The organism is Janthinobacterium sp. SUN137, assembly GCF_030587265.1.
GTDB classification, from domain to species: Bacteria; Pseudomonadota; Gammaproteobacteria; order Burkholderiales; family Burkholderiaceae_D; genus Janthinobacterium; species Janthinobacterium kumbetense.
This window is the reverse complement of record NZ_JAPWHZ010000001.1, coordinates 375,847-397,556: the sequence shown is the minus strand read 5'-3', so window position 1 is coordinate 397,556 and position 21,710 is coordinate 375,847. Positions and strand designations below refer to the sequence as shown.

Sequence of the window (21,710 nt, the reverse complement as noted above, 5' to 3'; positions counted from 1 at the left end):
GGAAAGCAGCATGAAGAAAACCCTCGTTATCGTCTTCCATCCCTCGATCGATACATCGGTCGCCAACAAGCGCTGGCTGCAGGAGCTGGCGCAGTATCCTGAGCGCTACACCCTCCACGATGTGCACCGGGCTTATCCGGATGGAAATATCGATGTGGCGCGGGAGCAGGCGCTGGTGGAGGCGCACGCCAATGTGGTCTTGCAGTTCCCCGTGTACTGGTTTAACTGTCCGCCCTTGCTGAAGCGGTGGCTCGATGACGTGCTGGCGTATGGCTGGGCCTACGGCACGGGCGGCGACGCCTTCAAGGGCCGCAAGGTGGCGCTGGCCGTCACGGCAGGCATCCGCCAGGAAGACTTCACGCCGGAAGGCAAGTGGAACGTCACCCTGGCGCAGCTGCTGGCGCCGTTCGATGTCACCCTGGCGTATATCGGCGCCGACAACCGCCGCTTCTTTGCCTTCTATGGTGCGGAAGACGGGCCGAAGGAAGCGGGTTATGCCGGGCGGCTGGCGCGCAGCGCGCAAGAGTATGAACGCTTCCTGGCCGCCTTGTAAGCGCGCTGGTCCAGCCTCAGTTCAAGGCCGCTTCCAGCTGGCGCAGGGCGACCTGCCGGCCCTCCAGCTGCAGGCTGTCGCCGTCATAGGGTTGCGGCAGGACGATGCGGTGTGGCGCATTGTGCTTGAGGATGCCGCCCCAGTGGGCGACCCTGGCGCCGGCCTGGCGGCGTATCGCCTCGACCGTGGCGCCGCTGGCGAGGATATGGGCTTGCGGAAAAGCTTGCTGCAGCACGCCCAGGCCGAAATAGGCTTGCGGTTCGGCCGCGCTGATATAGATGGTGGTCAGGCGCTTGCCGCTGGCGGCGATGGTGTGCGCTAACTGCGCCGCATCGTCGCGCAGGAACTGGGTATTGACGAGGATGGCGTCCGCCACGCCGCTCAGCAGCAGCGAGGTGGACGGTGCGCGGCTCAGCACATCCAGTTGGAAGGTCTCCAGCGTGCGGGAGGGGTGAAAGGGGAGGGCGGCGCGTGCAAGCATATTATTCTTTCAATATTAGATACTCTCTTGCATATTATCCTTTCGACCAGACACGGGAAATAGGGTAGATTGCAATACTTAGTTGCATGAATCGGATGAATCAAGGGAGTACCCGCATGGACCGCATCACCGCCGCACAAGTATTTGTCGCCATCGCCGAGCGTGGCAGCATGGTGGCCGCCAGCGACGCGCTCGACATGTCGCGCGCCATGGTGACGCGCTACTTGGCCGAGATGGAGCAGTGGGCGGGGGCGCGCTTGCTGCATCGCACCACGCGCCGTTTGAGCCTGACGGATGCGGGCGAGGCCACCCTGGCGCGCTGCCGGCAGATGCTGGAAGTGGCCGGCGCCATGGCCGTCACCTCGCCCGAGGGCCTCGACACGCCGCACGGCTTGCTGCGCATCACCTGCTCGCAATCGCTGGCGCAGACGGCGCTGGCCGGCGCAGTGACCGCTTACCTGCGGCGCTACCCGCGCGCCGCCGTCGACCTGCAGATGGAGAACCGCGCCGTCAATCTGGTGGAGCAGCGCATCGACCTGGCGATCCGCATCACGAACGCGCTCGAGCCGAACCTGATTACGCGCCAGCTGGCCAGCTGCGCTTCGGTGGTGTGCGCCGCACCATCGTACCTGGCGGCGCACGGCACGCCGCGCCGGGCGGAAGACCTGGCCTTGCATAACTGCCTGACGTACACGTATTTCGGCAAGAGCCTGTGGCAGTTCACGCACGACGGGGAAGCGCTCACTGTCCCCGTCAGCGGCCGCCTGTCGGCGAATGAGTCGCTGGTCCTGCTGGTGGCCACGGTGGCGGGGGCGGGCATCGCCATGCAGCCGCGCTATTCGGCCGCGCCGCTGATCGCCAGCGGGCAGCTGGTGGAGCTCCTGCCCGCGTATCAGCCGCAGGACATGGGCATCTACGGCATCTACACCTCGCGACAGCACATGTCGCCCTTGCTGCGCACCATGCTCGACTTCCTGGTGGAGTGGTTTGCCGGCGATCCCGATTGGCTGGCGGCCATCGCGGCGGCGCCGTTGCCGGGCAGACCAGTTGGACGCAAGCGGCACGCCGGCAGGGCTGCCGATGTGCTGTAAGCGCAACAGTGACAGGCTTGCAAGCCCGGGAAAATCAACAACACAGCTTACATTTGCTTGCCAAATAAAATTCAACTAGCGGTTGTTGCGTTACAATACCGCGTGCTATTCTAAATGACGGTATGCAGAATGCTGGTGCAATAAAAAAGCCCTTCCCCACAACTTGATGTGCAATCCGCTAACCGGTCAGGCCGTGTCGCGGAAGGTTAGATTAACCCGCTAATTCCTCGCGAAGCGCGAAGAAAGGTGAGCAATATATGCAGCAATTAACGACCAACTCCTACCTGTTCGGTGGGAATGCTCCGTACGTGGAAGACCTGTACGAGGCGTATCTGAACAACCCAGGCTCGGTACCCGATAACTGGCGTTCCTACTTCGACGCAATGCAGCACGTGCCTGCCGTCGATGGCACCAACAAGCCTGACGTGGCGCATGCCTCCGTCGTCGCCTCGTTCGCCGAGCGCGCAAAAGCTGGTCCGATCCGCACCGTGACCGCTTCCTTCGATGCTGAAATGGGCCGCAAGCGCGTCGCCGCCACGCAGCTGATCGCCGCTTACCGCTACCTCGGTTCGCACTGGGCCAACCTGGATCCGCTGCAACGCCAGGAACGTCCGATGATCCCTGAGCTCGAGCCGAGCTTCTACGGTTTCACCGACGCGGACATGGACACCGTGTTCAACATCAGCAATACCTATTTTGGCCCCGAGACCGCCACCCTGCGCGATCTGCTGAACTATCTGCGCGATACCTACACGCGCTCGATCGGCGCCGAATTCATGTACATCTCCGACCCGGCCGAAAAGCGCTGGCTGCAAGAGAAACTGGAAGCGATCCGCTCCACCCCGAATTTCACCCCAGAGAAAAAAATCCACATCCTCGACCGCCTGACCGCGGCTGAAGGCCTGGAACGCTATCTGCACACCCGCTACGTGGGCCAGAAGCGCTTCTCCCTGGAAGGCGGCGAAACCTTCATCGCCTCGATGGATGAAACCATCCAGCGCGCCGGCGAAAAAGGCGTGCAGGAAATCGTGATCGGCATGGCCCACCGCGGCCGCCTGAACGTGCTGGTGAACACCCTGGGCAAGGCGCCGCAGGAACTGTTCGAAGAATTCGAAGGCAAGCATGGCGACGACCTGCCTGCTGGCGACGTGAAATACCATCAAGGCTTCTCGTCGGACATCTCCACCGCAGGCGGCCCGGTTCACCTGTCGCTGGCGTTCAACCCGTCGCACCTGGAAATCGTCAACCCTGTGGTCGAAGGTTCCGTCAAGGCCCGCATGGATCGCCGCGGCGACGCGCAGGGCGCGCAAGTGCTGCCTATCCTGGTGCACGGCGATGCTGCTTTCGCCGGCCAGGGCGTGGTCATGGAAACGCTGAATCTGGCGCAAACCCGTGGCTACCATACGGGCGGCACGGTGCATATCGTGATCAACAACCAGATCGGTTTCACCACCTCGGATCCGCGCGATGCCCGCTCGACCCTGTACTGCTCGGACGTCGTCAAGATGATCGAAGCACCGGTCCTGCACATCAACGCCGATGATCCGGAAGCCGTGGTGCTGGCGACGCAGATCGCGCTCGACTACCGCATGGAATTCAAGAAGGACATCGTCCTCGACATTATCTGCTACCGCAAGCTGGGCCACAACGAGCAGGATACGCCGGCACTGACGCAACCGCTGATGTACAAGAAGATCGGCCAGCATCCAGGCACCCGCAAGCTGTACGCGGACAAGCTGGTAGCGCAAGGCGTGATCCCTGCCGATGGCGGCGACAAGATGGTGGCCGCTTTCCGCGACGCCATGGACGCCGGCAAGCATACCGTCGATCCGGTCATCTCGAACTTCAAGAACAAGTACGCCGTCGACTGGCTGCCGTTCCTGAACAAGAAATGGACCGATTCGGCCGACACCGCCGTGCCGATGACGGAACTGAAACGCCTGGCCACCCGCATCACCACCGTGCCGGAAGACTTCAAGGTCCACTCGCTGGTTGAAAAAGTACTGGGCGACCGCGGCACCATGGGTCGTGGCGAAATGAACCTGGACTGGGGCATGGGCGAACACCTGGCCTACGCTTCGCTGGTATCGTCCGGCTACGCCATCCGCCTGACGGGCCAGGACGCCGGCCGCGGCACCTTCGTGCACCGCCACGCCGTCTTGCATGACCAAAACCGCGAGCGTTGGGATGCAGGCACCTACATTCCGCTGCAAAACGTGTCGGACAACCAGGCGCCGTTCACCGTCATCGACTCGGTGCTGTCCGAAGAAGCCGTACTGGCCTTCGAATACGGCTACTCGACCGCTGAACCGAACACGCTGACGATCTGGGAAGCCCAGTTCGGCGACTTCGCCAACGGCGCGCAAGTGGTCATCGACCAATTCATCAGCTCCGGCGAAGTGAAGTGGGGCCGCGCTTCCGGCCTGGTCATGATGCTGCCGCACGGTTACGAAGGCCAGGGTCCTGAGCACTCGTCCGCGCGTCCAGAGCGTTTCCTGCAGCTGTGCGCAGACAACAACATGCAAGTGGTGCAGCCGACGACGGCTTCGCAGATCTTCCATTTGCTGCGCCGCCAGATGGTGCGCCAGTTCCGCAAGCCGCTGGTCATCCTGACGCCGAAGTCGCTGTTGCGCAACAAGGATGCCGGTTCGCCGCTGACCGACCTGGCCAAAGGCGGTTTCCAGACCGTCATCGGCGAAGTCGACGACAAAATCGACGCCAAGAAAGTCAAGCGCGTGGTCGCCTGCTCGGGCAAGGTCTACTACGACCTGGTCAACGCACGCAAGACCCGCGGCCAGACCGACACGGCCATCGTGCGCCTGGAACAGCTGTATCCGTTCCCGCACAAGTCGTTCGCTGCTGAACTGAAGAAGTTCCCGAACCTGGTCGAAGTCGTCTGGGCGCAGGACGAGCCGCAAAACCAGGGCGCCTGGTTCCAGATCCAGCACAACATCTTCGAAGGCCTGGAATCGGGTCAGCGTCTGGCTTACGCCGGCCGTCCTGCTTCGGCGTCGCCTGCTGTCGGTTACTATGACAAGCACTACGCCCAGCAAAAAGATCTGCTGGAAACGGCATTCTCGAAGCTGAAGGGTTTTATCCTGACCAAGTAAGTGGCAGGATGACGGGGGCCGTGCGTATGCATGGCGCCTGTTCGCATACATCGTGACGGAGCGCCGCCCTTGCTACGCAGGGGCGGCGCCGCAATAACAAAATAAACGGAGTTTTACATGGCACAAATCGAAGTCAAAGTTCCCCAGTTGTCGGAATCGGTTGCAGAAGCGACCCTGCTGGCATGGCACAAGAAAGTCGGCGAAGCAGTTGCGCGCGACGAAAACATGATCGATATCGAAACCGATAAAGTGGTGCTGGAACTGCCGGCGCCAGCCGCTGGCGTGATCGTTCAAATTATCAAGGCTGACGGCGCTACCGTCGTCGCCGGCGAAGTCATCGCCATCATCGACACCGACGGCTCGGCCAAGGTCAGCCCGATGGAAGTGTCGGCCGTGCCTGCACCAGCCCTGGCTGCCGCCGCACAAGACGCCGCTACCGCGTCCGCGCCAGCCGCTGCGACCAAAGGTGATGTCGCCATGCCTGCCGCCGCCAAGATCCTGTCCGAAAAAGGCCTGTCCGCTGGCGACGTCGCCGGTTCGGGCAAAGACGGCCGCGTGACCAAGGGCGACGCCCTGGCCGCTTCCGCCAAGCCAGCTGTTGCGCCGCTGGCGCCAGCCGCTGCCAAGCCAGCGCTGCAGCAAGTTGCCACGCCGTCGGCCGCCAGCCTGGGCGATCGCCCTGAAGAGCGCGTGCCGATGAGCCGTCTGCGTGCACGTATCGCCGAGCGCCTGCTGCAATCGCAATCGACGAACGCCATCCTGACCACGTTCAATGAAGTGAACATGCAGCCGGTCATCGACCTGCGCAACAAGTACAAGGACAAGTTCGAGAAAGAGCACGGCGTCAAGCTGGGCTTCATGTCCTTCTTCGTCAAGGCCGCCGTCGCCGCGCTGAAAAAATACCCGATCATCAATGCTTCCGTTGACGGCAACGACATCGTCTACCACGGCTACTTCGACATCGGTATCGCCGTCGGTTCGCCACGCGGCCTGGTCGTGCCTATCATCCGCAACGCGGACCAGCTGTCGATCGCCGACATCGAGAAAAAAATCGGTGAATTCGGCGCGAAAGCCAAGGAAGGCAAGCTGACCCTGGACGACCTGACGGGCGGCACGTTCTCGATCTCGAACGGCGGCACCTTCGGCTCCATGCTGTCGACCCCGATCATCAACCCGCCGCAATCGGCCATCCTGGGCGTGCATGCGACCAAGGACCGCGCGGTTGTCGAAAACGGCCAGATCGTGGTACGTCCGATGAACTACCTGGCCATGTCCTACGACCACCGCATCATCGACGGCCGCGAAGCCGTCCTGGGCCTGGTGGCGATGAAAGAAGCGCTGGAAGATCCTGCACGCCTGCTGCTGGACCTGTAAGCACTGTAGTCCCCCGGCGTAGCCGCCGGGGCAATGTAGCTGATACCCCTTGCCAGAAGACGCAGCTGGCTGATCTCAATGAAAGAGGATTCCCATGAACGTCTCTGAAGAAATCAAGCGTCTGCACGAGTTGCACCTGGCAGGTGCCCTGAGCGACGCGGAATTCGCGCAAGCGAAAGCCAAGCTCCTGAGCAATATCAACCTGGACAAGCCGGACCATGCGTCCGGCGCCGCTTCCGGCCCCGCGAACGACCTGGTGCAGGAATTCAACCGCCTGCGTCGGTCGCGCAACGACCGCTGGCTCGGCGGCGTCTGCGGCGGCCTGGGCCGCGCTTCCGGCATGGAAGCGTGGATCTGGCGCCTCGTCTTCGTCCTGTTTACATTGACCTTCGGCTTCGGCGTGGTGATTTACCTTCTATTGTGGATTTTCGTACCAGACGAAGAGATTGGAATAACAAAACATGAGTACTAAACAATTTGACGTAGTTGTCATCGGTGCGGGCCCTGGCGGCTACATCGCCGCCATCCGCGCAGCGCAGCTGGGCTTTTCCGTCGCTTGCGTCGACGAGTGGTCGAACGCCAAGGGCGGCGCCGCGCCTGGCGGTACCTGCACCAACGTCGGCTGCATCCCGTCGAAAGCGCTGCTGCAATCGTCCGAGCATTTCGAACACGCGGGCCACAGCTTCGCCGAGCACGGCATCGACGTCGCCGGCCTGAAGCTGAACCTGGGCCAGATGCTCAAACGCAAAGACACCGTCGTCAAGCAAAACAACGACGGCATCCTGTACCTGTTCAAGAAGAACAAGATCGCCTTCTTCCACGGCCGTGCCGCTTTCGCTGCCGCCGCCGCTGGCACGTATGACATCAGCGTGACGGGCGAAGCCAACGAAACCCTGACGGCCAAGCACGTGGTCATCGCCACGGGTTCGAACGCGCGCGAACTGCCGGGCGCACCTTTCGACGAGAAATTGATCTTGTCGAACACGGGCGCACTGGCCATCGACGCCGTACCAGCCAAGCTGGGCGTCATCGGCGCCGGCGTGATCGGCCTGGAAATGGGCAGCGTCTGGCGCCGCCTGGGTTCCGACGTCACCGTGCTGGAAGGCCTGCCGGTCTTCCTGGGCGCCGTGGACGAGCAGATCGCCAAGGAAGCGTCGAAGCTGTTCACCAAGCAAGGCTTGAAGATCAACCTCGGTTGCAAGATCGGCGCGATCACGCCAGGCAAGAAAGACGTCACCGTGGAATTCGTGGACGCCAAGGGCGAAGCGCAAAAAGCCGTGTTCGACAAACTGATCATCTCGATCGGCCGTACGCCGAATACGAATGGCCTGGGTGCCGACAAGGTCGGCCTGCAGCTGGACGAACGCGGCTTTATCGCCGTCGACGGCGACTGCAAGACCAACCTGCCGAACGTGTGGGCAGTGGGCGACGTCGTGCGCGGCCCGATGCTGGCGCACAAGGCGGAAGAAGAAGGCGTTGCCGTGGCCGAGCGTATCGCCGGCCAGCACGGTCACACCAACTTCAACACGATTCCCTGGGTAATCTACACCTCGCCGGAAATCGCGTGGGTCGGCAAGACCGAGCAAACCCTGAAGGCCGAAGGCATCGCCTACAAGGCCGGTACCTTCCCGTTCATGGCCAACGGCCGTGCGCGCGCGCTGGGCGACACCTCGGGCATGGTGAAATTCCTGGCCGATGCGACCACCGATGAAATCCTCGGCGTACACATCGTCGGCCCGATGGCCTCTGAACTGATTTCCGAAGCCGTCGTGGCGATGGAATTCAAGGCTTCGGCCGAAGACATCGCGCGCATTTGCCACGCTCACCCATCCCTGTCGGAAGCGACCAAGGAAGCGGCACTGGCGGTTGACAAGCGCACGTTGAACTTTTAATTGTAGTTAGTCCTACGGGGGCGCTCGCGGATTTTTTCCGCCGGCGCCCCTGTGCGTTAAAGCGAATCCCATGAACGTAGAAGAGTTTTACCAGCATGCGCTGCAGAAGCGTGATTTCAAGGCCGATGCCGCCCAGCGGCGCGCGGTCGACCGCCTGCAGCTGTGCTATGACGAGTGGGTGGCCTACAAGGGTCAGCGCTCGAGCACCTTCAAGCGCCTGCTGAACCGTCCTGCCGTGCCGAAAGGCGTGTACATGTGGGGTGGGGTGGGGCGCGGCAAATCGTTCCTGATGGACAGTTTTTACTCGGTCGTGCCCCTGGTGCGCAAGACGCGCCTGCACTTCCACGAATTCATGCGCGGCGTGCACCAGCAGCTCGATGAATTGAAAGGCGTGGCCGACCCGCTCGACGAGGTGGCCAAGCGCATCGCCAAGAAATACCGTTTGATCTGTTTCGATGAATTCCACGTCTCCGACATCGCCGATGCGATGATCCTGTACAACCTGCTGTCGGCCCTGTTCGCCAACGGCGTGTCCTTCATCATGACCTCGAATTACGACCCGGACCTGCTGTATCCGGACGGCCTGCACCGCGACCGCATGCTGCCGACCATCGCGCTGCTCAAGGACAAGCTCGACGTGATGAACGTCGACGCGGGCGTCGATTACCGCGGCCGAGCGCTGGAACAGGTGGAAAGTTACTACACGCCGCTGGGCGCCGAGACCGACAAGGCTTTGCGCGACGCTTACACGCGCATCGCCGAGACGGCAGACGAAGACGCGCGCATCCGCATCGAGAGCCGCGAAATCCATTGCCTGCGCCGCGCCGGCGGCATCATCTGGTTCGATTTCGCCACCCTGTGCGGCGGTCCCCGCTCGCAGAATGATTACCTGGAAATCGCCAGCCGCTTCCATACGGTAATATTGTCCGGCATACCGGCCATGTCGGCGGCGCAGTCGTCCGAAGCGCGCCGCTTTACCTGGCTCATCGACGTGTTTTATGACCAGAAGGTCAAGCTGATCATGTCGGCCGAAGTGGCGCCTGATGAGCTGTACACGAACGGCATGCTGGCCAACGAGTTTCACCGCACCGTTTCGCGTATCATCGAGATGCAATCGCGCGAATACATGGAAAAAGAACAGCGCGGCGCGGCCGACGCGATCGTTTGAGGCAGGGATAAGGAACATGATGGCAAATACACTATACAAGCTGGGTGCGGCGCTGGGCCTGGTCCTGGCGTTGTCCGCCTGCGCGCATCAGGGTGCCGCGGCGTTGGATGAGGTCGGCGCGCCGCAGGTGCCCGCCACCTTGTCGGTGGACGAGGCGGACGCCAAGCTGAAGCTGGTCGCCAGCGAGCGCGCGGCGGCGGAAGACGAGTTTGCCGCGCGCGAACTGGAGTGCTACGACAAGTTTTTCGTGAATAATTGCCTGGACAAGGCCAAGGAAAAGCGCCGCCTGATCCTCGTGCGCCTGCGCGCCGTCGAAGCGGAAGCGAATTACTTCAAGCGCGCCGAGTCCGTGCGCCTGCGCGATATCGACCTGGCCCGGACGCAGGAAAGTGCGCGCCTGGACGCCGAACAGCGTGCCGCGGCCCTGCCCAAGCCCGTGAAAGTGGTCGCGCCCGAGCCGGCGCCGCCCAAGCCGGAAGGCAAGAGCGTGGCCGAGCGTGAGGCTGAGCACGCGGCGAAGGTGGCGAAACAGGCTGCCGCCGACGCTGCCGATGCCCCGCGCCGCGCCGCCCGCGAAGCAGCCTATGCCCGCAAGCAGGCTGACGCCGTGGCGCGCCAGAAACGGGTGGCGCAACGTCTGGCCGAGCGCCAGGCCGAAGCGCAGGCCAAGGCTGCCAAGGCGGCGGCCGCTGCCAGCACGCCGGCCGTTGCTGTACCTGTGCCGCCGGCCAAATAACACCGCTGCGCAGGGGGCAGGCCGGAAAGGGCGTGCCCTAAGCCGCGCGGCAGGTTAAACTACGCCCACTGGCTGCCTGCGTACGCTGCGCGCGCCGGTTTCCCAACACCGTTACCAACACTGCCTGGAACGCAACACATGAGCGATGCACAGCAAATAGAGCGGCGCCTGATTGAACTCAACGTGGAACACCGCGACCTCGATGCCGTCATCGAGTTGCTGATACTCGATGGCCACCATGACGAGCTGCAACTGCGCCGCCTGAAAAAACGCAAATTGCAATTGAAGGATCACATCACCTTGCTGAAAATGCAGTTGGTGCCCGACGTTCCCGCCTGAGGGGCGCCAGTAGCGTCCAGTCCAGCCTTCACCTAAGTATATTTTGACCGATCACAATTTATTGCCCGCAAGCCCAGATGGCCAGCCTGCCGATCTGCCAGCCAGTCTGCCCGCCGAGCTCCAGGCGCCGCCTGGCAAGCACGATGCTGACATCGAGCGCCTGTTTGGCGCCGGCGGCCCGCTCGGTCCGGCCGTGGGCAGCTACAAGCCGCGCCGTTCGCAAACGGAAATGGCGAAAGCCATCGCCAGCGCCATCGACAGCCAGACGACCCTGATCGCCGAGGCGGGCACGGGCACCGGCAAGACCTTCGCCTACCTGGTGCCGGCCCTGATGTGGGGCGGCAAGACCATTGTGTCCACCGGTACCAAAAACTTGCAGGATCAGCTATTCCTGCGCGATATCCCCACCGTGCGCGCCGCGCTGCAGGCGCCCGTGTCCGTCGCCTTGCTGAAGGGCCGCTCGAACTACGTCTGCCACTATCACCTGGAACGCACCCTGCAGAACGGGCGTATGACGTCGCGCGACGACGTGGGCCACCTGCGCGAAATTTCGCGCTTCATCAAGATGACCAGCTCGGGCGACAAGGCCGAGCTGACCAAGGTGCCGGAAAACGCCATGATCTGGAATCTGGTGACGTCCACGCGCGACACCTGCATGGGCGCCGAGTGCCAGTATTACCAGGATTGCTTCGTCATGAAGGCCCGTAAGGAAGCCCAGCAGGCCGACGTGGTGGTGGTCAACCATCACTTGTTCTTTGCCGACGTGGCCCTGAAGGATACGGGCGTGGCGGAATTGCTGCCCTCGGCCAACACCATCATCTTCGATGAGGCGCACCAGCTGCCCGATACGGCCACTTTGTTTTTTGGCAATACGGTGTCGACGTCGCAAATCCTGGAACTGTGCCGCGACGTGCTGGCCGAGGGCCTCGCGCATGCGCGCGGCATCGACTGGGCCAAGACCGTCACGGTGGTGGAAAAGGCGGCGCGCGACCTGCGCCTGACCTTCCCGCAGGATATCGTGCGCCTGTCCTTGCCGCAGATCGCCCCCTCGAGCGACTTTTTCCCCGCGCTCGACAGCCTCAAGGACGAGCTTGACGGCATGGTCGCCGTGCTGGAAACCCAGGCGGAACGGGCGGAAACGCTGGAGCAGTGCCGCGTGCGCGGCGTCGAACTGGCGCAGCAGCTGAGCGGCTGGAAGTTCGATCCGAAGGCGAAAGTGGCGGCCGGCGAGGAAGCCGTGTTCTGGGTGGAAGCGTTTTCCAGCTCCCTGCAATTGCATAAAACACCATTATCGATCGCGCCCATCTTCAATAACCAGCGCGAAGGCACGCCGCGCAGCTGGATTTTCACGTCCGCCACCCTGGCCGTGAAAAACGACTTCAAGCATTTTTCTGAACAGATGGGCTTGACGGGCGAACCGTCGCACACCTGGCCGTCGCCGTTCGACTATGGCGAGCAAGGCTTGCTGTTCGTGCCGCAAAACCTGCCGCAACCGAATTCGCTGGGCTACACGGATGCCGTCATCGACTGCGCCTTGCCCATCATCGAGGCGGCGGGCGGGCGCACTTTCTTCCTGTGCACCACCTTGCGCGCGGTCAAGCGCGCGGCCGAACGCCTGGCCGACGAATTCAAGCAGCGCGGTTTGAACTTCCCCCTGTTCGTGCAGGGAGAAAAGGGCCGCACGGAATTGCTGGATCAGTTCCGCGCGGCCGGCAATGGTGTGCTGATCGGCAGCCAGAGTTTCTGGGAAGGCGTCGACGTGCGCGGCGATGCGCTGTCGCTCGTGATCATCGACAAGCTGCCGTTCGCGCCGCCCGACGATCCCGTGCTGGCGGCGCGCATCGAAGTGATGGAAAAGCAGGGCAAGAACGGCTTCATGCACCATTCGCTGCCGGAAGCCATCATCAACCTGAAGCAGGGCGCGGGCCGCCTGATCCGTGACGAGGGCGACCGGGGCGTGCTGATGATCTGCGATCCGCGCCTCATTTCCAAGCCGTACGGCAAGCGCATCTGGCAAAGCCTGCCGCCGTTCAAGCGCACGCGCGACACGGCCGAAGTGGTGGAGTTCTTCCGCAACCTGCCCGCCAGGGGCGCTTAAATCCTCGCCTAAGTCCTGCCTGCCGGCGCCATCCGCGCGCCGGCGTATTTCCCTTTGTTATCAATCACATGGCGTTGTTCGCGCGGCGCCCGCTTGCGCACCTGGCATGCCAGGAATCGGCGCGATCGCGCCAGTTTCTGGCATTTTTCCTCATGTCCAGGACGCCAGACACATCTTTGCGCCAGCGCAAACAGGCTTGTTGCCGAGCGGTCTACAGTGAGCTCATGCCTTGCAGGGTCAAGGCGCGGCGATGGCAGGGCCGCACGGGGAACAGGGGGATGCCATGGAGATCCGCTACGGCTGTTTCTTGAGCTATGCGCACGGCCAATATGCGTTCATGAACAAGTTCAAGAATGACCTCATCGAGGCGTTGGCCTGCTATCTGGAACCGCACCTGGACCGCGAGGAAGTCCTGTTCATCGACAGCGAACAGCTGGGCGGCGGCGACGATATCGACCTGCGCGTGGCGCGCGCCATGTGCCAGAGCGTGTGCATGATCGTGCTGTACACGCCCAAATATGAAGCGCACGGCTACACGCGGCGCGAATTTGCCGCCATGCAACTGATCGAACAGGAGCGGCGCGCCTGGTACGACTTGCCCAGCCACCTGATCATTCCCATCATCATGACGCGCCATCCGGACGGCTTGCCGCCGCAAATCACGGAATCGGGCCTGTACGTCGATTTTTCCGGCTATACCCTGGCCAGCGGCGACCTGAAATCGAATCCGCAATACCTGCCCGACATCGAACGCATCGTGCAGCGCATCGCCACGCATTACCACTTGCTCAAGCGGTCAACACCGCCCGGCCACGATTGCAGCCGTTTCGTGTTGCCCGCTATTCCGCCGGAATGGCGCGCCATTCCGCCTCCCCACTTTCCACGTTAATCACGTAAAAGGTCCTGTCATGGAATGCCAACGCCTCTCCCTGCCGCCTTTGAGCGCCCCTGGCGAAGTCGTCACCTTCTACTCCTACAAGGGCGGTACCGGCCGCACCATGGCCCTGTCGAACATTGCCGTGCTGCTGGCGCGCCGCGAAAACGCCAGCGTGCCCGTGCTGATGCTGGACTGGGACATGGAAGCGCCGGGCCTGCACCATTATTTCGAACAGCACGAGGAGCGACCGGGCGTGCTCGAGTTCTTCGAGGCGTGCCGCCAGCAGCTCGAGCGCATCAGCCTGGAAACGGCGGGCGCGCGCGCCGGCGGGCAGGCCAGGGGCCGGGAAGATGGGGGGCGCGAGGACGCGGCGCTGGCCCAGCGCGTGCTCGACGCCATCGACTGGCAGCAGTACGTGGTGCGCGTCGATCAGGGCAGTCCGCTGTACCTGATGCGCGCGGGGCGCTTCGACGCCAGCTACAGCGAGCGCCTGGCGCAGATGCGCTGGGATCAGCTGTTCGACAGCTGCCCGGCCCTGTTCCGCTGCTTCGCCGATACCCTGGCCCAGCATTTCCGTTACGTGCTGGTCGATTCGCGCACGGGCCGCACGGACAGCGCCGGCATCTGCACCACCTTGCTGCCGAAAAAGCTGGTGGTGGTCTTCACGCCGAACCGGCAAAGCCTGGAAGGCGTCGACGCGCTCGTCACGCGGGCCATCGAGTACCGCCGCAGCCATGAAGACGAACAGCGCCCGCTGCTCGTGTACCCCTTGCCCTCGCGCATAGAAATGGGCGACGGGGCGCAGCGCGCCGAGTGGCGCCGCGGCGATGCGCACAAGGGCATCGCCGGCTTCCAGCCCATGTTCGAGCGTCTGCTGCGCACTTCCTACGGCTTGCCGCAGATCGCCCTTGACAGTTATTTCGACGAAGTCCAGCTGCAGCAGACGAAAACCTTTGCCTATGGCGAGCAATTGGCCGTGCGCATCGATCAGGGCGGCGACCGCTTTTCCCTCACGCGCACCTTCGAAGCCTTTTTGCACTGGCTGACGGGCGGCTACTTCCCCTGGCAATCGAGCCGTGAAATCGCCTTGCTGGGCGCCATCAGCGAAGCGCGCCAGGCCTTGCAGGCCGAACCGGGCCGCGCCGTGGCCCTGCCGCTGGCGCGCGACCTGGCGCGCCTGGGCGAGCTGTATCGCAAGGATGGGCGCAGCGGGCAGGCGCTCGATGCTTTCCGCCAAAGCGTCGAGATCCGCGTGCGCCTGCTGGGCGAGGAGCATCCCGACAGCCTTGCGTGCAAGAGCGGCATGGCGCGCCTGTTGCGCCAGCTGGGCAAGCTCGAGGAAGCCCGCTTCCTGGAAGAGGACGTGCTCGACGTGCGCGAACGCGTGCTGGGCAGCGAACATCCCGACACCCTGGCCGCCCGGGCCTGCCTGGCGAAAACCCTGTTGCTGCAGGGTGAACTGGCGGCGGCGCTGCTGCTGCAGGATACGGTGCTGGCAAGCTACGCGCGCCAGCTGGGCGGCGAGCATCCGCTGACCCTGGAAGCGATGGATGGCCGCGCCGCCACCTTGCTGCGCATGGGCCGGCTGGCACAGGCGCAGCAAGTGCTGGCCACGGTGGTGGCGGCGCGCGAGCGCCTGTTCGGCGCCGAGCATGGCGATACCTTGCGCAGCAAGCTGGCCCTGGCGCAGGCGCTGGGGCGCGAAGGCGACCTGGAAGGGGCGCGGCGCCTGTTCGCTGCCGTGCTGCAGGCGCAGGAGCGGCGCCTGGGCAGCGACCATGCGGCCACCCTGGCCACGCGCGATTTGCTGGCCGACATCGTCGCCGGCCAGGGCGACTGGGCCGGCGCGCGCCAGTTGCACGAAGACCAGGTGGCGGCGCGCGAGCGCACGCACGGGCTCGATCATCCGGAAACCCTGATGAGCCAGCGCAAGCTGGCCGAGGCGCTGCTGCGGCGCGGTGAACTCGATGCGGCGCGCAGCGTGCAGGAGCAGGTGCTGGAAGTGCATGCGCGCCTGCTGGGTGAAGACCACCTCGATACCTTGCACAGCAAGACGCAACTGGCCGGCACCTTGCAGCAGCAGGGCGACAGCGCGGCGGCGCGCCTGCTGGAAGACGCCGTGCTCAGCGGCAGTGACCGGCTCTTGAACGCACCCGTCACGGGACATGCGGACAGCGTGCTGGACGGCGCGCGGCATTTGCAGGAAACCATCCTGGCCGGCCGCGCCAACGGGCACGAAGGGGCCGAGCCGGAGACCCTGGCCAGCATGATTTCTATGCTGCAAGGCATGATCGAGCGCGAACAGTATGCGCAGGCGGGCGAACTGGCCGAACATTTGAAGTCTTGCCTGCTGCGTCCGGGCGTGCCTGGCAAGCTGCGCAGGCGCGGTATGGCGCAGCTGAAAAGAATGTATAAATTGCAAGGCGATTTGAATGCCTTGCTGGCCTTGCAGGAGGATGAAGTGCAGGCGCTGGAAGGGGCGCTGTCCGAGGCGCGCATCGAGCAGCGCTGATGCGGCGCGCCATGTCCGCGCGGCGGCACAAATAATGCTGTCTATCGGCGTGCGGTACGCGCAGTGTTGGCATTGCTTCAGGTAAAATCTCGTTATGAGAATTCTTATCAGTAACGACGACGGCTACCTGGCGCCTGGCCTGGCGGCCCTGGCCGACGCGCTCGCCCCCATTGCCGACATCGTCGTGGTGGCGCCCGACAGCAACCGTTCGGGCGCCTCCAATTCGCTGTCCCTGGACCGGCCCTTGTCCGTGCACAAGGCCGCCAACGGCTTTTATTTTGTCAACGGCACGCCCACCGACTGCGTGCACGTGGCGCTGACGGGCATGCTGATCGAGCGCCCCGACCTGGTGGTCTCCGGCATCAATAACGGCCCCAACATGGGCGACGACACCCTGTATTCGGGCACCGTGGCCGCCGCCACGGAAGGTTTTCTGTTCGGCATTCCCGCCATCGCCTTTTCCCAGTCGCAGTTTGGCTGGGCCAACCTGGACGCGGCCGCCCGCGTGGCGAGGGAAATCGTCGAGCGCCAGTTTGACGCCCTGCAGAAACCGTATCTGCTGAACGTGAATATCCCGGCGATTCCTTACGAGCAAATGCAAGGCGTGGTGGCCACGCGCCTGGGCAAGCGCCATTCGGCCGAGCCCGTGATCCGCGCGCTCGACCCCCGCGGCCGTGAAATCTTCTGGATCGGCCCCGCCGGCGCCGCCAAGGAAGGGGGGCCGGGCACGGACTTCCATGCTGTTGAACATGGGCAAGTATCGATCACGCCGTTGCAGATCGACCTGACCCATACCACCCAACTCGATGCACTGGCAAAAGGCCTGGCATGACCGCTCACGATGACCGACAACCATGACCGATAAGCCGCGCACCTTCCCCCTGTCCCTCGATTCGCTGGCCGGCAAGCCCGCCAGGCAGGGCGGGGGGCAGTCGCTGGCCCAGTCCAGGATCGCCACGCCGCAGACGGCCACGCAGAATGCGGCGCAGAGCGCGGCGCGCGGCGGGGCGCAGCCGTATGGCGCGCACTCGGCCATCGCGCCGTCGCGGGCCCAGGCCATCGCCAATGAGCGGGCGCAGCCGGCGGCGGTGTCGCCGCCGCGGCAAAATCCGCTCGTTTCGGAGGCCGTGCGCCGGGCCATGGTGGCGCGCATCGCGAAACAGGGCGTCAAGGACCAGGTGGTGCTGGACGCCATGCAAGCCGTGCCGCGCCACATGTTCATGGACGAGGCGCTGGCGTCGCAGGCGTATATCGACGCCTCGCTGCCCATCGGCCACCACCAGACCATTTCGCAGCCGTACATCGTGGCGCGCATGATCGAAGTGATGCGCCAGGGCGGGGCGTTGCAGCGCGTGCTGGAAATCGGCACGGGCTGCGGCTACCAGGCGGCGGTGCTGTCGCTGGTGGCGAAAGAGGTGTATTCGATCGAGCGCATCCGGCCCCTGCACGAGCTGGCGAAGGCCAATTTGCGCCCGCTGCGCGTGTCGAATCTGCGCTTGCAGTACGGAGATGGTATGCTAGGCCTGCCGCAGGCGGCGCCCTTCGACGGGATCATCCTTGCCGCAGCCGGCCTGGAAGTCCCGCAAGCCCTGCTGGAACAGCTGGCGCCCGGCGGGCGTCTGGTTGCGCCGGTGGGGGCTAAATTGCAACACTTACAACTCATTACCCGGGTGGGGAAAATGGAATGGACTAGCCAAACCCTGGAAGATTGCCATTTCGTACCTTTGCGCCCGGGCACCATATGATCCCCGGATCAGCTAGCAAGCAGGACATATAAATACATGCGAATGATTAAGAAAAGTAACATACTTCTATGTGGCATCACCTTGGCCGCGCTGTTGAGCGGTTGCGGCACGACGGGCGTCCAGGCGCCCGTCGTCGAGCGCCACCCCTCGAGCAGCAGCGCCGCCGCCAGCGATCCGCGCGACCGCGATCCGGCCTATTACACGGTCAAGCGTGGCGACACCCTGTTGCGCATCGCCCTCGAGCACGGGCAGAATTACCGCGACTTGGTGGCCTGGAATGACTTGAGCAACCCGAACGACATCAAGGTCGACCAGGTGCTGCGCGTGTTGCCGCCGAATGGCGACACGGGCGGCGCGCAAACGTCGGCCATCGTCATGCCGCCAGCGACGGAAGTCAAGCCGGCCGCGCCTGTCGTACCGAAGAAAACGGGCCCGCGCGGCGAGAAGCGCGCGTATTCCGACGCCACCCTGGCCGAATTGCGCGCCGATGGCGGCACGGGCGACGCCAAGCCTGCGCCAGCCCCGGCAGCAACCGTCGCCGCCGCACCGGCCGCCGCCGCGGCAGCCCCTGCGGCATCGGCGCCCGGCGACGACAAGATCAGCTGGATGTGGCCTTCCGAAGGCAAGGTCATCGGCACTTTCGACGAAGGCAAGAACAAGGGCGTCGATATCGCCGGCAAGGCGGGCCAGCAAGTGGTGGCCGCCGGCGCGGGAAAAGTCATGTATGCCGGGAGCGGAATCCGTGGTTATGGTAATCTTGTCATCGTGAAGCACAGTAATAGTTTATTGTCGGCGTATGCGCATAACCGCAGCATCCTGGTGAAGGAAGGGCAGAACGTCAACAAAGGCCAGGCCATCGCCGAAATGGGCGATTCCGATGCCGACCGCGTGAAGCTGCACTTTGAAATTCGCCAGCAGGGCAAGCCTGTCGACCCTTCGAAATTCCTGCCTAACCGTTAGGTAAAGCAATGACACACGCGCCGCACGACCAGCTGGACGATGACCCGGAACTGCCGGAAGACGGGGCAGACGAAGTCGTGACGGACGATGCCGGCGAACTTGACGGCATCGACGCCGTCGACGCGGGCGAGGGCGGCGAGGTGGCCAGCGTCAGCGTGCTGGTCGAAAGTGTCGATGAATTGAAAAAAGTGCTGGCGGCCGAGCTGTCGACCGATACCACCCAGCACTATCTGAACCAGATCGGCACGCGGCCCCTGCTGACGGCGGCGCAAGAGGTGCATTACGCCACCCTCGCCAAGCAGGGCAATTTCGAAGCCCGGCAAACCATGATCGAGCACAACCTGCGTCTGGTCGTGTCGATCGCCAAGCACTACATCAACCGGGGCGTGGTCTTGCTCGACATGATAGAGGAAGGCAACATCGGCCTGATGCGGGCCATCGACAAGTTCGAGCCCGAGCGCGGTTTCCGTTTCTCTACCTACGCCACCTGGTGGATACGCCAGAGCATCGAGCGCGCCATCATGAACCAGGCGCGCACGGTGCGCCTGCCCGTGCACATGGTGCGCGAACTGAATCAAATTCTGCGCGGCAAGTACCACCTGGAAGCCCAGCACCACGATGGCAAGGATGCCACCGCGGAAGACATCGCCCACCTGGTGGGTCGTCCCGTGGAAGAGGTGCAGGATATCCTGGCCCTGTCCGAGCACGCCACCTCGCTCGACGCGCCGCTCGACAACGACCCGCAATCATCGCTGATGGACATGTTGCCCGGCGCCAGCGAAGACAGCCCCGACGCGCGCGCGGAACACCATGAAATGACGGTGCTGGTGCGCGACTGGCTGACCAAGCTGCCCGACAAGCAGCGCGTCGTCATCATGCGCCGTTTCGGCCTCGACAACGACGACCCTGCTACCCTGGAAACCCTGGCCGAGGAAATGGGCGTGACGCGCGAGCGGGTGCGCCAGATCCAGCAGGAAGCCTTGATCAAGCTCAAACGGGCCATGGCCGCACGCGGCGTCGTGCGCGACTCCCTACTGTAGCAAGTCTGATAAAACGCCCATGGCGGCGTTGCATGGCCTCGCCGTACTGGCGTACTGTCTTCGGCCACGCGCCTTGCCCCGCGCATTTTCTCAGGCTTGCTGCCCGGTGAGGGCTTGAGCGGCTTTTGCCTGTCGCGATCTGCTATCATACGCCCCGCTCGCGGCGCCTGACCTTTCCCCCGTTCTTTCAAGTTCCAGCGCGGCCCTGCGTCCTGGCCCACTCTTACCTATTGATCGCTATGCAAGAAAATATCATCGAAATCAAATCGCTCGACATGGACGCCCGTGGCGTTGGCCATATTGAGAACGAAGACGGCTCGCCGGGCAAGGTCGTGTTTGTCGAAGGCGCGTTGCCGGGCGAGCGCGTCAGCTTTGTGACGTTCAAGAAAAAGAAGAACTGGGAAATGGCCCGCATGACGGCGCTGCACCGCGAATCGTCGATGCGCGTGACGCCCAAATGCAAGCATTTCGACAATTGCGGCGGCTGCTCGATGCAGCACCTGGAGCCGTCGGCGCAGGTGGCGATCAAGCAGCGCGTGCTGGAAGACAACTTGTGGCATATCGGCAAGGTGCGTCCGCAAAGCATCATGCGCCCGATGTATGGCCCGACGTGGGGCTACCGCTACCGCGCGCGCCTGTCCGTGCGCCACGTCAAGAAGAAAGACGCCGTGCTGGTGGGCTTCCATGAAAAGAAATCGGCGTTCGTGGCCGACATGGATAGCTGTGAAATCTTGCCGCCGCACATCTCCGCCATGCTGCTGCCGCTGCGTGGATTGATTGCTTCGCTGTCCATCTTCGACCAGATGCCGCAGATCGAGCTGGCCGTGGGCGAAGACGTCACCGCCATGGTCTTGCGCATCATGGCGCCATTGACGGCGGATGACGAAACGAAATTGAAGGCCTTTGCCGACGAATATGGCGTGCAATGGTGGCTGCAGGTGAAGGGCCCGGAAACGGCCGTGCCGTTCTATCCGCTGGACAAGCAATTGCACTACCTGCTGCCGGAATTCGGCGTCAAGATGCCGTTCAAGCCCGTCGATTTTACCCAGGTGAACCACCACATCAACCGCGTGCTGGTGTCGAAAGCCCTGCGCCTGCTGGAAGTGCAGCCGACGGACCGCGTGGCCGACCTGTTCTGCGGCCTGGGTAATTTCACCTTGCCGCTGGCCACGCAAGGCAGCGAAGTGGTGGGCATCGAAGGCAGCACCACCCTGACGGAGCGGGCGCTGGAAAACGCGCTGGCCAATGGCCTGGCGGAAAAAACCTCGTTCTCCACGCGCAACCTGTTCGAAGTGACGACGGACGACCTGATCGCGCTGGGCAAATTCGACCGCATCCTCGTCGATCCGCCGCGCGATGGCGCCATGGCCCTGTGCCAGGCACTGGTCGGCCTGTCGCAAGTGCGTCCGGACCTGCTGCCGAAACGCATCGTGTATGTGTCGTGCAGCCCGTCGACCCTGGCGCGCGACGCCGGCATCCTGGCGCTGGAAGCGGGTTATGTGCTGAGCAAGGCGGGCGTGGTGAACATGTTCCCGCATACTTCGCACGTCGAGTCGATGGCGGTCTTTGATTTGATCTGAGGGCACACCTGATAAAACGTCCATAGCTGCGTTGCCTTGCCTAGCCGTACTATTCGTACTGTCTTCGGCAAGGCGCCTTGCTCTGAACGTTTTTCAGGCGCGCCGAGGCTATTCAGGGCGCTTGCACAAATTCTGCCTTTTCTCCTGACTCCAC

18 protein-coding genes are annotated in these 21,710 nt (G+C 63.4%); 17 read left to right on the top strand and 1 reads right to left on the bottom strand.

Features of this window, described 5'->3' with window-relative positions:
- Positions 1 to 10: 10 nt before the first annotated feature.
- The gene (locus O3298_RS01915; RefSeq protein ID WP_305058393.1) at positions 11 to 553 is read left to right on the top strand and encodes an NAD(P)H-dependent oxidoreductase; all 543 of its coding nucleotides are present in this window, start codon (positions 11 to 13) and stop codon (positions 551 to 553) included.
- Positions 554 to 569: 16 nt separating this feature from the next.
- Here O3298_RS01915 and O3298_RS01910 read toward each other — a convergent pair whose 3' ends face one another.
- On the bottom strand, positions 570 to 1,034 hold the full coding sequence (locus tag O3298_RS01910) for a hypothetical protein (RefSeq protein ID WP_305058392.1): 465 nt from the start codon (positions 1,032 to 1,034) through the stop codon (positions 570 to 572).
- Between the two features lie 116 nt (positions 1,035 to 1,150).
- Between O3298_RS01910 and O3298_RS01905 the strand changes: the two genes are divergently transcribed.
- The 16 genes from O3298_RS01905 (at position 1,151) to rlmD (ending at position 21,556) form a co-directional block, all read left to right on the top strand.
- Positions 1,151 to 2,125 (top strand): LysR family transcriptional regulator, encoded by a 975-nt coding sequence (locus tag O3298_RS01905; RefSeq protein ID WP_305058391.1) that lies wholly within the window; start codon positions 1,151 to 1,153, stop codon positions 2,123 to 2,125.
- 257 nt (positions 2,126 to 2,382) lie between these two features.
- Positions 2,383 to 5,235, top strand: coding sequence for a 2-oxoglutarate dehydrogenase E1 component (locus O3298_RS01900; protein WP_034789088.1), 2,853 nt, complete (start codon positions 2,383 to 2,385; stop codon positions 5,233 to 5,235).
- A gap of 117 nt (positions 5,236 to 5,352) precedes the next feature.
- A complete protein-coding gene (odhB, locus tag O3298_RS01895) occupies positions 5,353 to 6,609 on the top strand; it encodes a 2-oxoglutarate dehydrogenase complex dihydrolipoyllysine-residue succinyltransferase (RefSeq protein ID WP_230542174.1) in 1,257 nt (418 codons plus the stop codon).
- Between the two features lie 94 nt (positions 6,610 to 6,703).
- The gene (locus O3298_RS01890) at positions 6,704 to 7,081 is read left to right on the top strand and encodes a PspC domain-containing protein (RefSeq protein ID WP_305058388.1); all 378 of its coding nucleotides are present in this window, start codon (positions 6,704 to 6,706) and stop codon (positions 7,079 to 7,081) included.
- Complete coding sequence (lpdA, locus tag O3298_RS01885) at positions 7,071 to 8,501, top strand: dihydrolipoyl dehydrogenase (protein WP_034752057.1); 1,431 nt, start codon at positions 7,071 to 7,073, stop codon at positions 8,499 to 8,501. Before O3298_RS01890 ends, lpdA begins: the two co-directional genes overlap by 11 nt.
- Positions 8,502 to 8,571: 70 nt before the next feature.
- Complete coding sequence (zapE, locus tag O3298_RS01880; RefSeq protein WP_099667077.1) at positions 8,572 to 9,669, top strand: cell division protein ZapE; 1,098 nt, start codon at positions 8,572 to 8,574, stop codon at positions 9,667 to 9,669.
- Positions 9,670 to 9,688: 19 nt separating this feature from the next.
- Positions 9,689 to 10,405 (top strand): hypothetical protein, encoded by a 717-nt coding sequence (locus O3298_RS01875; RefSeq protein ID WP_289904151.1) that lies wholly within the window; start codon positions 9,689 to 9,691, stop codon positions 10,403 to 10,405.
- A 138-nt stretch (positions 10,406 to 10,543) separates the two neighbouring features.
- Complete coding sequence (locus O3298_RS01870) at positions 10,544 to 10,744, top strand: YdcH family protein (RefSeq protein WP_034752051.1); 201 nt, start codon at positions 10,544 to 10,546, stop codon at positions 10,742 to 10,744.
- A 61-nt stretch (positions 10,745 to 10,805) separates the two neighbouring features.
- A complete protein-coding gene (locus O3298_RS01865; protein WP_369811441.1) occupies positions 10,806 to 12,842 on the top strand; it encodes an ATP-dependent DNA helicase in 2,037 nt (678 codons plus the stop codon).
- A gap of 283 nt (positions 12,843 to 13,125) precedes the next feature.
- Positions 13,126 to 13,731: a toll/interleukin-1 receptor domain-containing protein gene (locus tag O3298_RS01860; RefSeq protein WP_035820738.1), complete on the top strand. Its 606-nt coding sequence runs from the start codon at positions 13,126 to 13,128 to the stop codon at positions 13,729 to 13,731.
- Between the two features lie 19 nt (positions 13,732 to 13,750).
- Positions 13,751 to 16,231: a tetratricopeptide repeat protein gene (locus tag O3298_RS01855; protein WP_305058387.1), complete on the top strand. Its 2,481-nt coding sequence runs from the start codon at positions 13,751 to 13,753 to the stop codon at positions 16,229 to 16,231.
- A 94-nt stretch (positions 16,232 to 16,325) separates the two neighbouring features.
- Positions 16,326 to 17,063, top strand: coding sequence for a 5'/3'-nucleotidase SurE (surE, locus tag O3298_RS01850; protein ID WP_289910939.1), 738 nt, complete (start codon positions 16,326 to 16,328; stop codon positions 17,061 to 17,063).
- A 22-nt stretch (positions 17,064 to 17,085) separates the two neighbouring features.
- Complete coding sequence (locus O3298_RS01845; protein ID WP_305058386.1) at positions 17,086 to 17,976, top strand: protein-L-isoaspartate(D-aspartate) O-methyltransferase; 891 nt, start codon at positions 17,086 to 17,088, stop codon at positions 17,974 to 17,976.
- 42 nt (positions 17,977 to 18,018) lie between these two features.
- The gene (locus O3298_RS01840) at positions 18,019 to 18,936 is read left to right on the top strand and encodes a peptidoglycan DD-metalloendopeptidase family protein (protein WP_289904153.1); all 918 of its coding nucleotides are present in this window, start codon (positions 18,019 to 18,021) and stop codon (positions 18,934 to 18,936) included.
- Between the two features lie 8 nt (positions 18,937 to 18,944).
- On the top strand, positions 18,945 to 19,976 hold the full coding sequence (gene rpoS, locus O3298_RS01835; protein ID WP_077407335.1) for an RNA polymerase sigma factor RpoS: 1,032 nt from the start codon (positions 18,945 to 18,947) through the stop codon (positions 19,974 to 19,976).
- A 239-nt stretch (positions 19,977 to 20,215) separates the two neighbouring features.
- Positions 20,216 to 21,556: a 23S rRNA (uracil(1939)-C(5))-methyltransferase RlmD gene (gene rlmD / locus O3298_RS01830; protein ID WP_099667081.1), complete on the top strand. Its 1,341-nt coding sequence runs from the start codon at positions 20,216 to 20,218 to the stop codon at positions 21,554 to 21,556.
- The last annotated feature ends 154 nt before the right edge of the window (positions 21,557 to 21,710 follow it).

Coding starts and splice junctions, on each gene's coding strand:
- O3298_RS01915 (WP_305058393.1), top strand. CDS start 11: ATGAAGAAAACCCTCGTTATCGTCTTCCATCCCTCGATCGATACATCG.
- O3298_RS01910 (WP_305058392.1), bottom strand. CDS start 1,034: ATGCTTGCACGCGCCGCCCTCCCCTTTCACCCCTCCCGCACGCTGGAG.
- O3298_RS01905 (WP_305058391.1), top strand. CDS start 1,151: ATGGACCGCATCACCGCCGCACAAGTATTTGTCGCCATCGCCGAGCGT.
- O3298_RS01900 (WP_034789088.1), top strand. CDS start 2,383: ATGCAGCAATTAACGACCAACTCCTACCTGTTCGGTGGGAATGCTCCG.
- odhB (WP_230542174.1), top strand. CDS start 5,353: ATGGCACAAATCGAAGTCAAAGTTCCCCAGTTGTCGGAATCGGTTGCA.
- O3298_RS01890 (WP_305058388.1), top strand. CDS start 6,704: ATGAACGTCTCTGAAGAAATCAAGCGTCTGCACGAGTTGCACCTGGCA.
- lpdA (WP_034752057.1), top strand. CDS start 7,071: ATGAGTACTAAACAATTTGACGTAGTTGTCATCGGTGCGGGCCCTGGC.
- zapE (WP_099667077.1), top strand. CDS start 8,572: ATGAACGTAGAAGAGTTTTACCAGCATGCGCTGCAGAAGCGTGATTTC.
- O3298_RS01875 (WP_289904151.1), top strand. CDS start 9,689: ATGGCAAATACACTATACAAGCTGGGTGCGGCGCTGGGCCTGGTCCTG.
- O3298_RS01870 (WP_034752051.1), top strand. CDS start 10,544: ATGAGCGATGCACAGCAAATAGAGCGGCGCCTGATTGAACTCAACGTG.
- O3298_RS01860 (WP_035820738.1), top strand. CDS start 13,126: ATGGAGATCCGCTACGGCTGTTTCTTGAGCTATGCGCACGGCCAATAT.
- O3298_RS01855 (WP_305058387.1), top strand. CDS start 13,751: ATGGAATGCCAACGCCTCTCCCTGCCGCCTTTGAGCGCCCCTGGCGAA.
- surE (WP_289910939.1), top strand. CDS start 16,326: ATGAGAATTCTTATCAGTAACGACGACGGCTACCTGGCGCCTGGCCTG.
- O3298_RS01845 (WP_305058386.1), top strand. CDS start 17,086: ATGACCGATAAGCCGCGCACCTTCCCCCTGTCCCTCGATTCGCTGGCC.
- O3298_RS01840 (WP_289904153.1), top strand. CDS start 18,019: ATGATTAAGAAAAGTAACATACTTCTATGTGGCATCACCTTGGCCGCG.
- rpoS (WP_077407335.1), top strand. CDS start 18,945: ATGACACACGCGCCGCACGACCAGCTGGACGATGACCCGGAACTGCCG.
- rlmD (WP_099667081.1), top strand. CDS start 20,216: ATGCAAGAAAATATCATCGAAATCAAATCGCTCGACATGGACGCCCGT.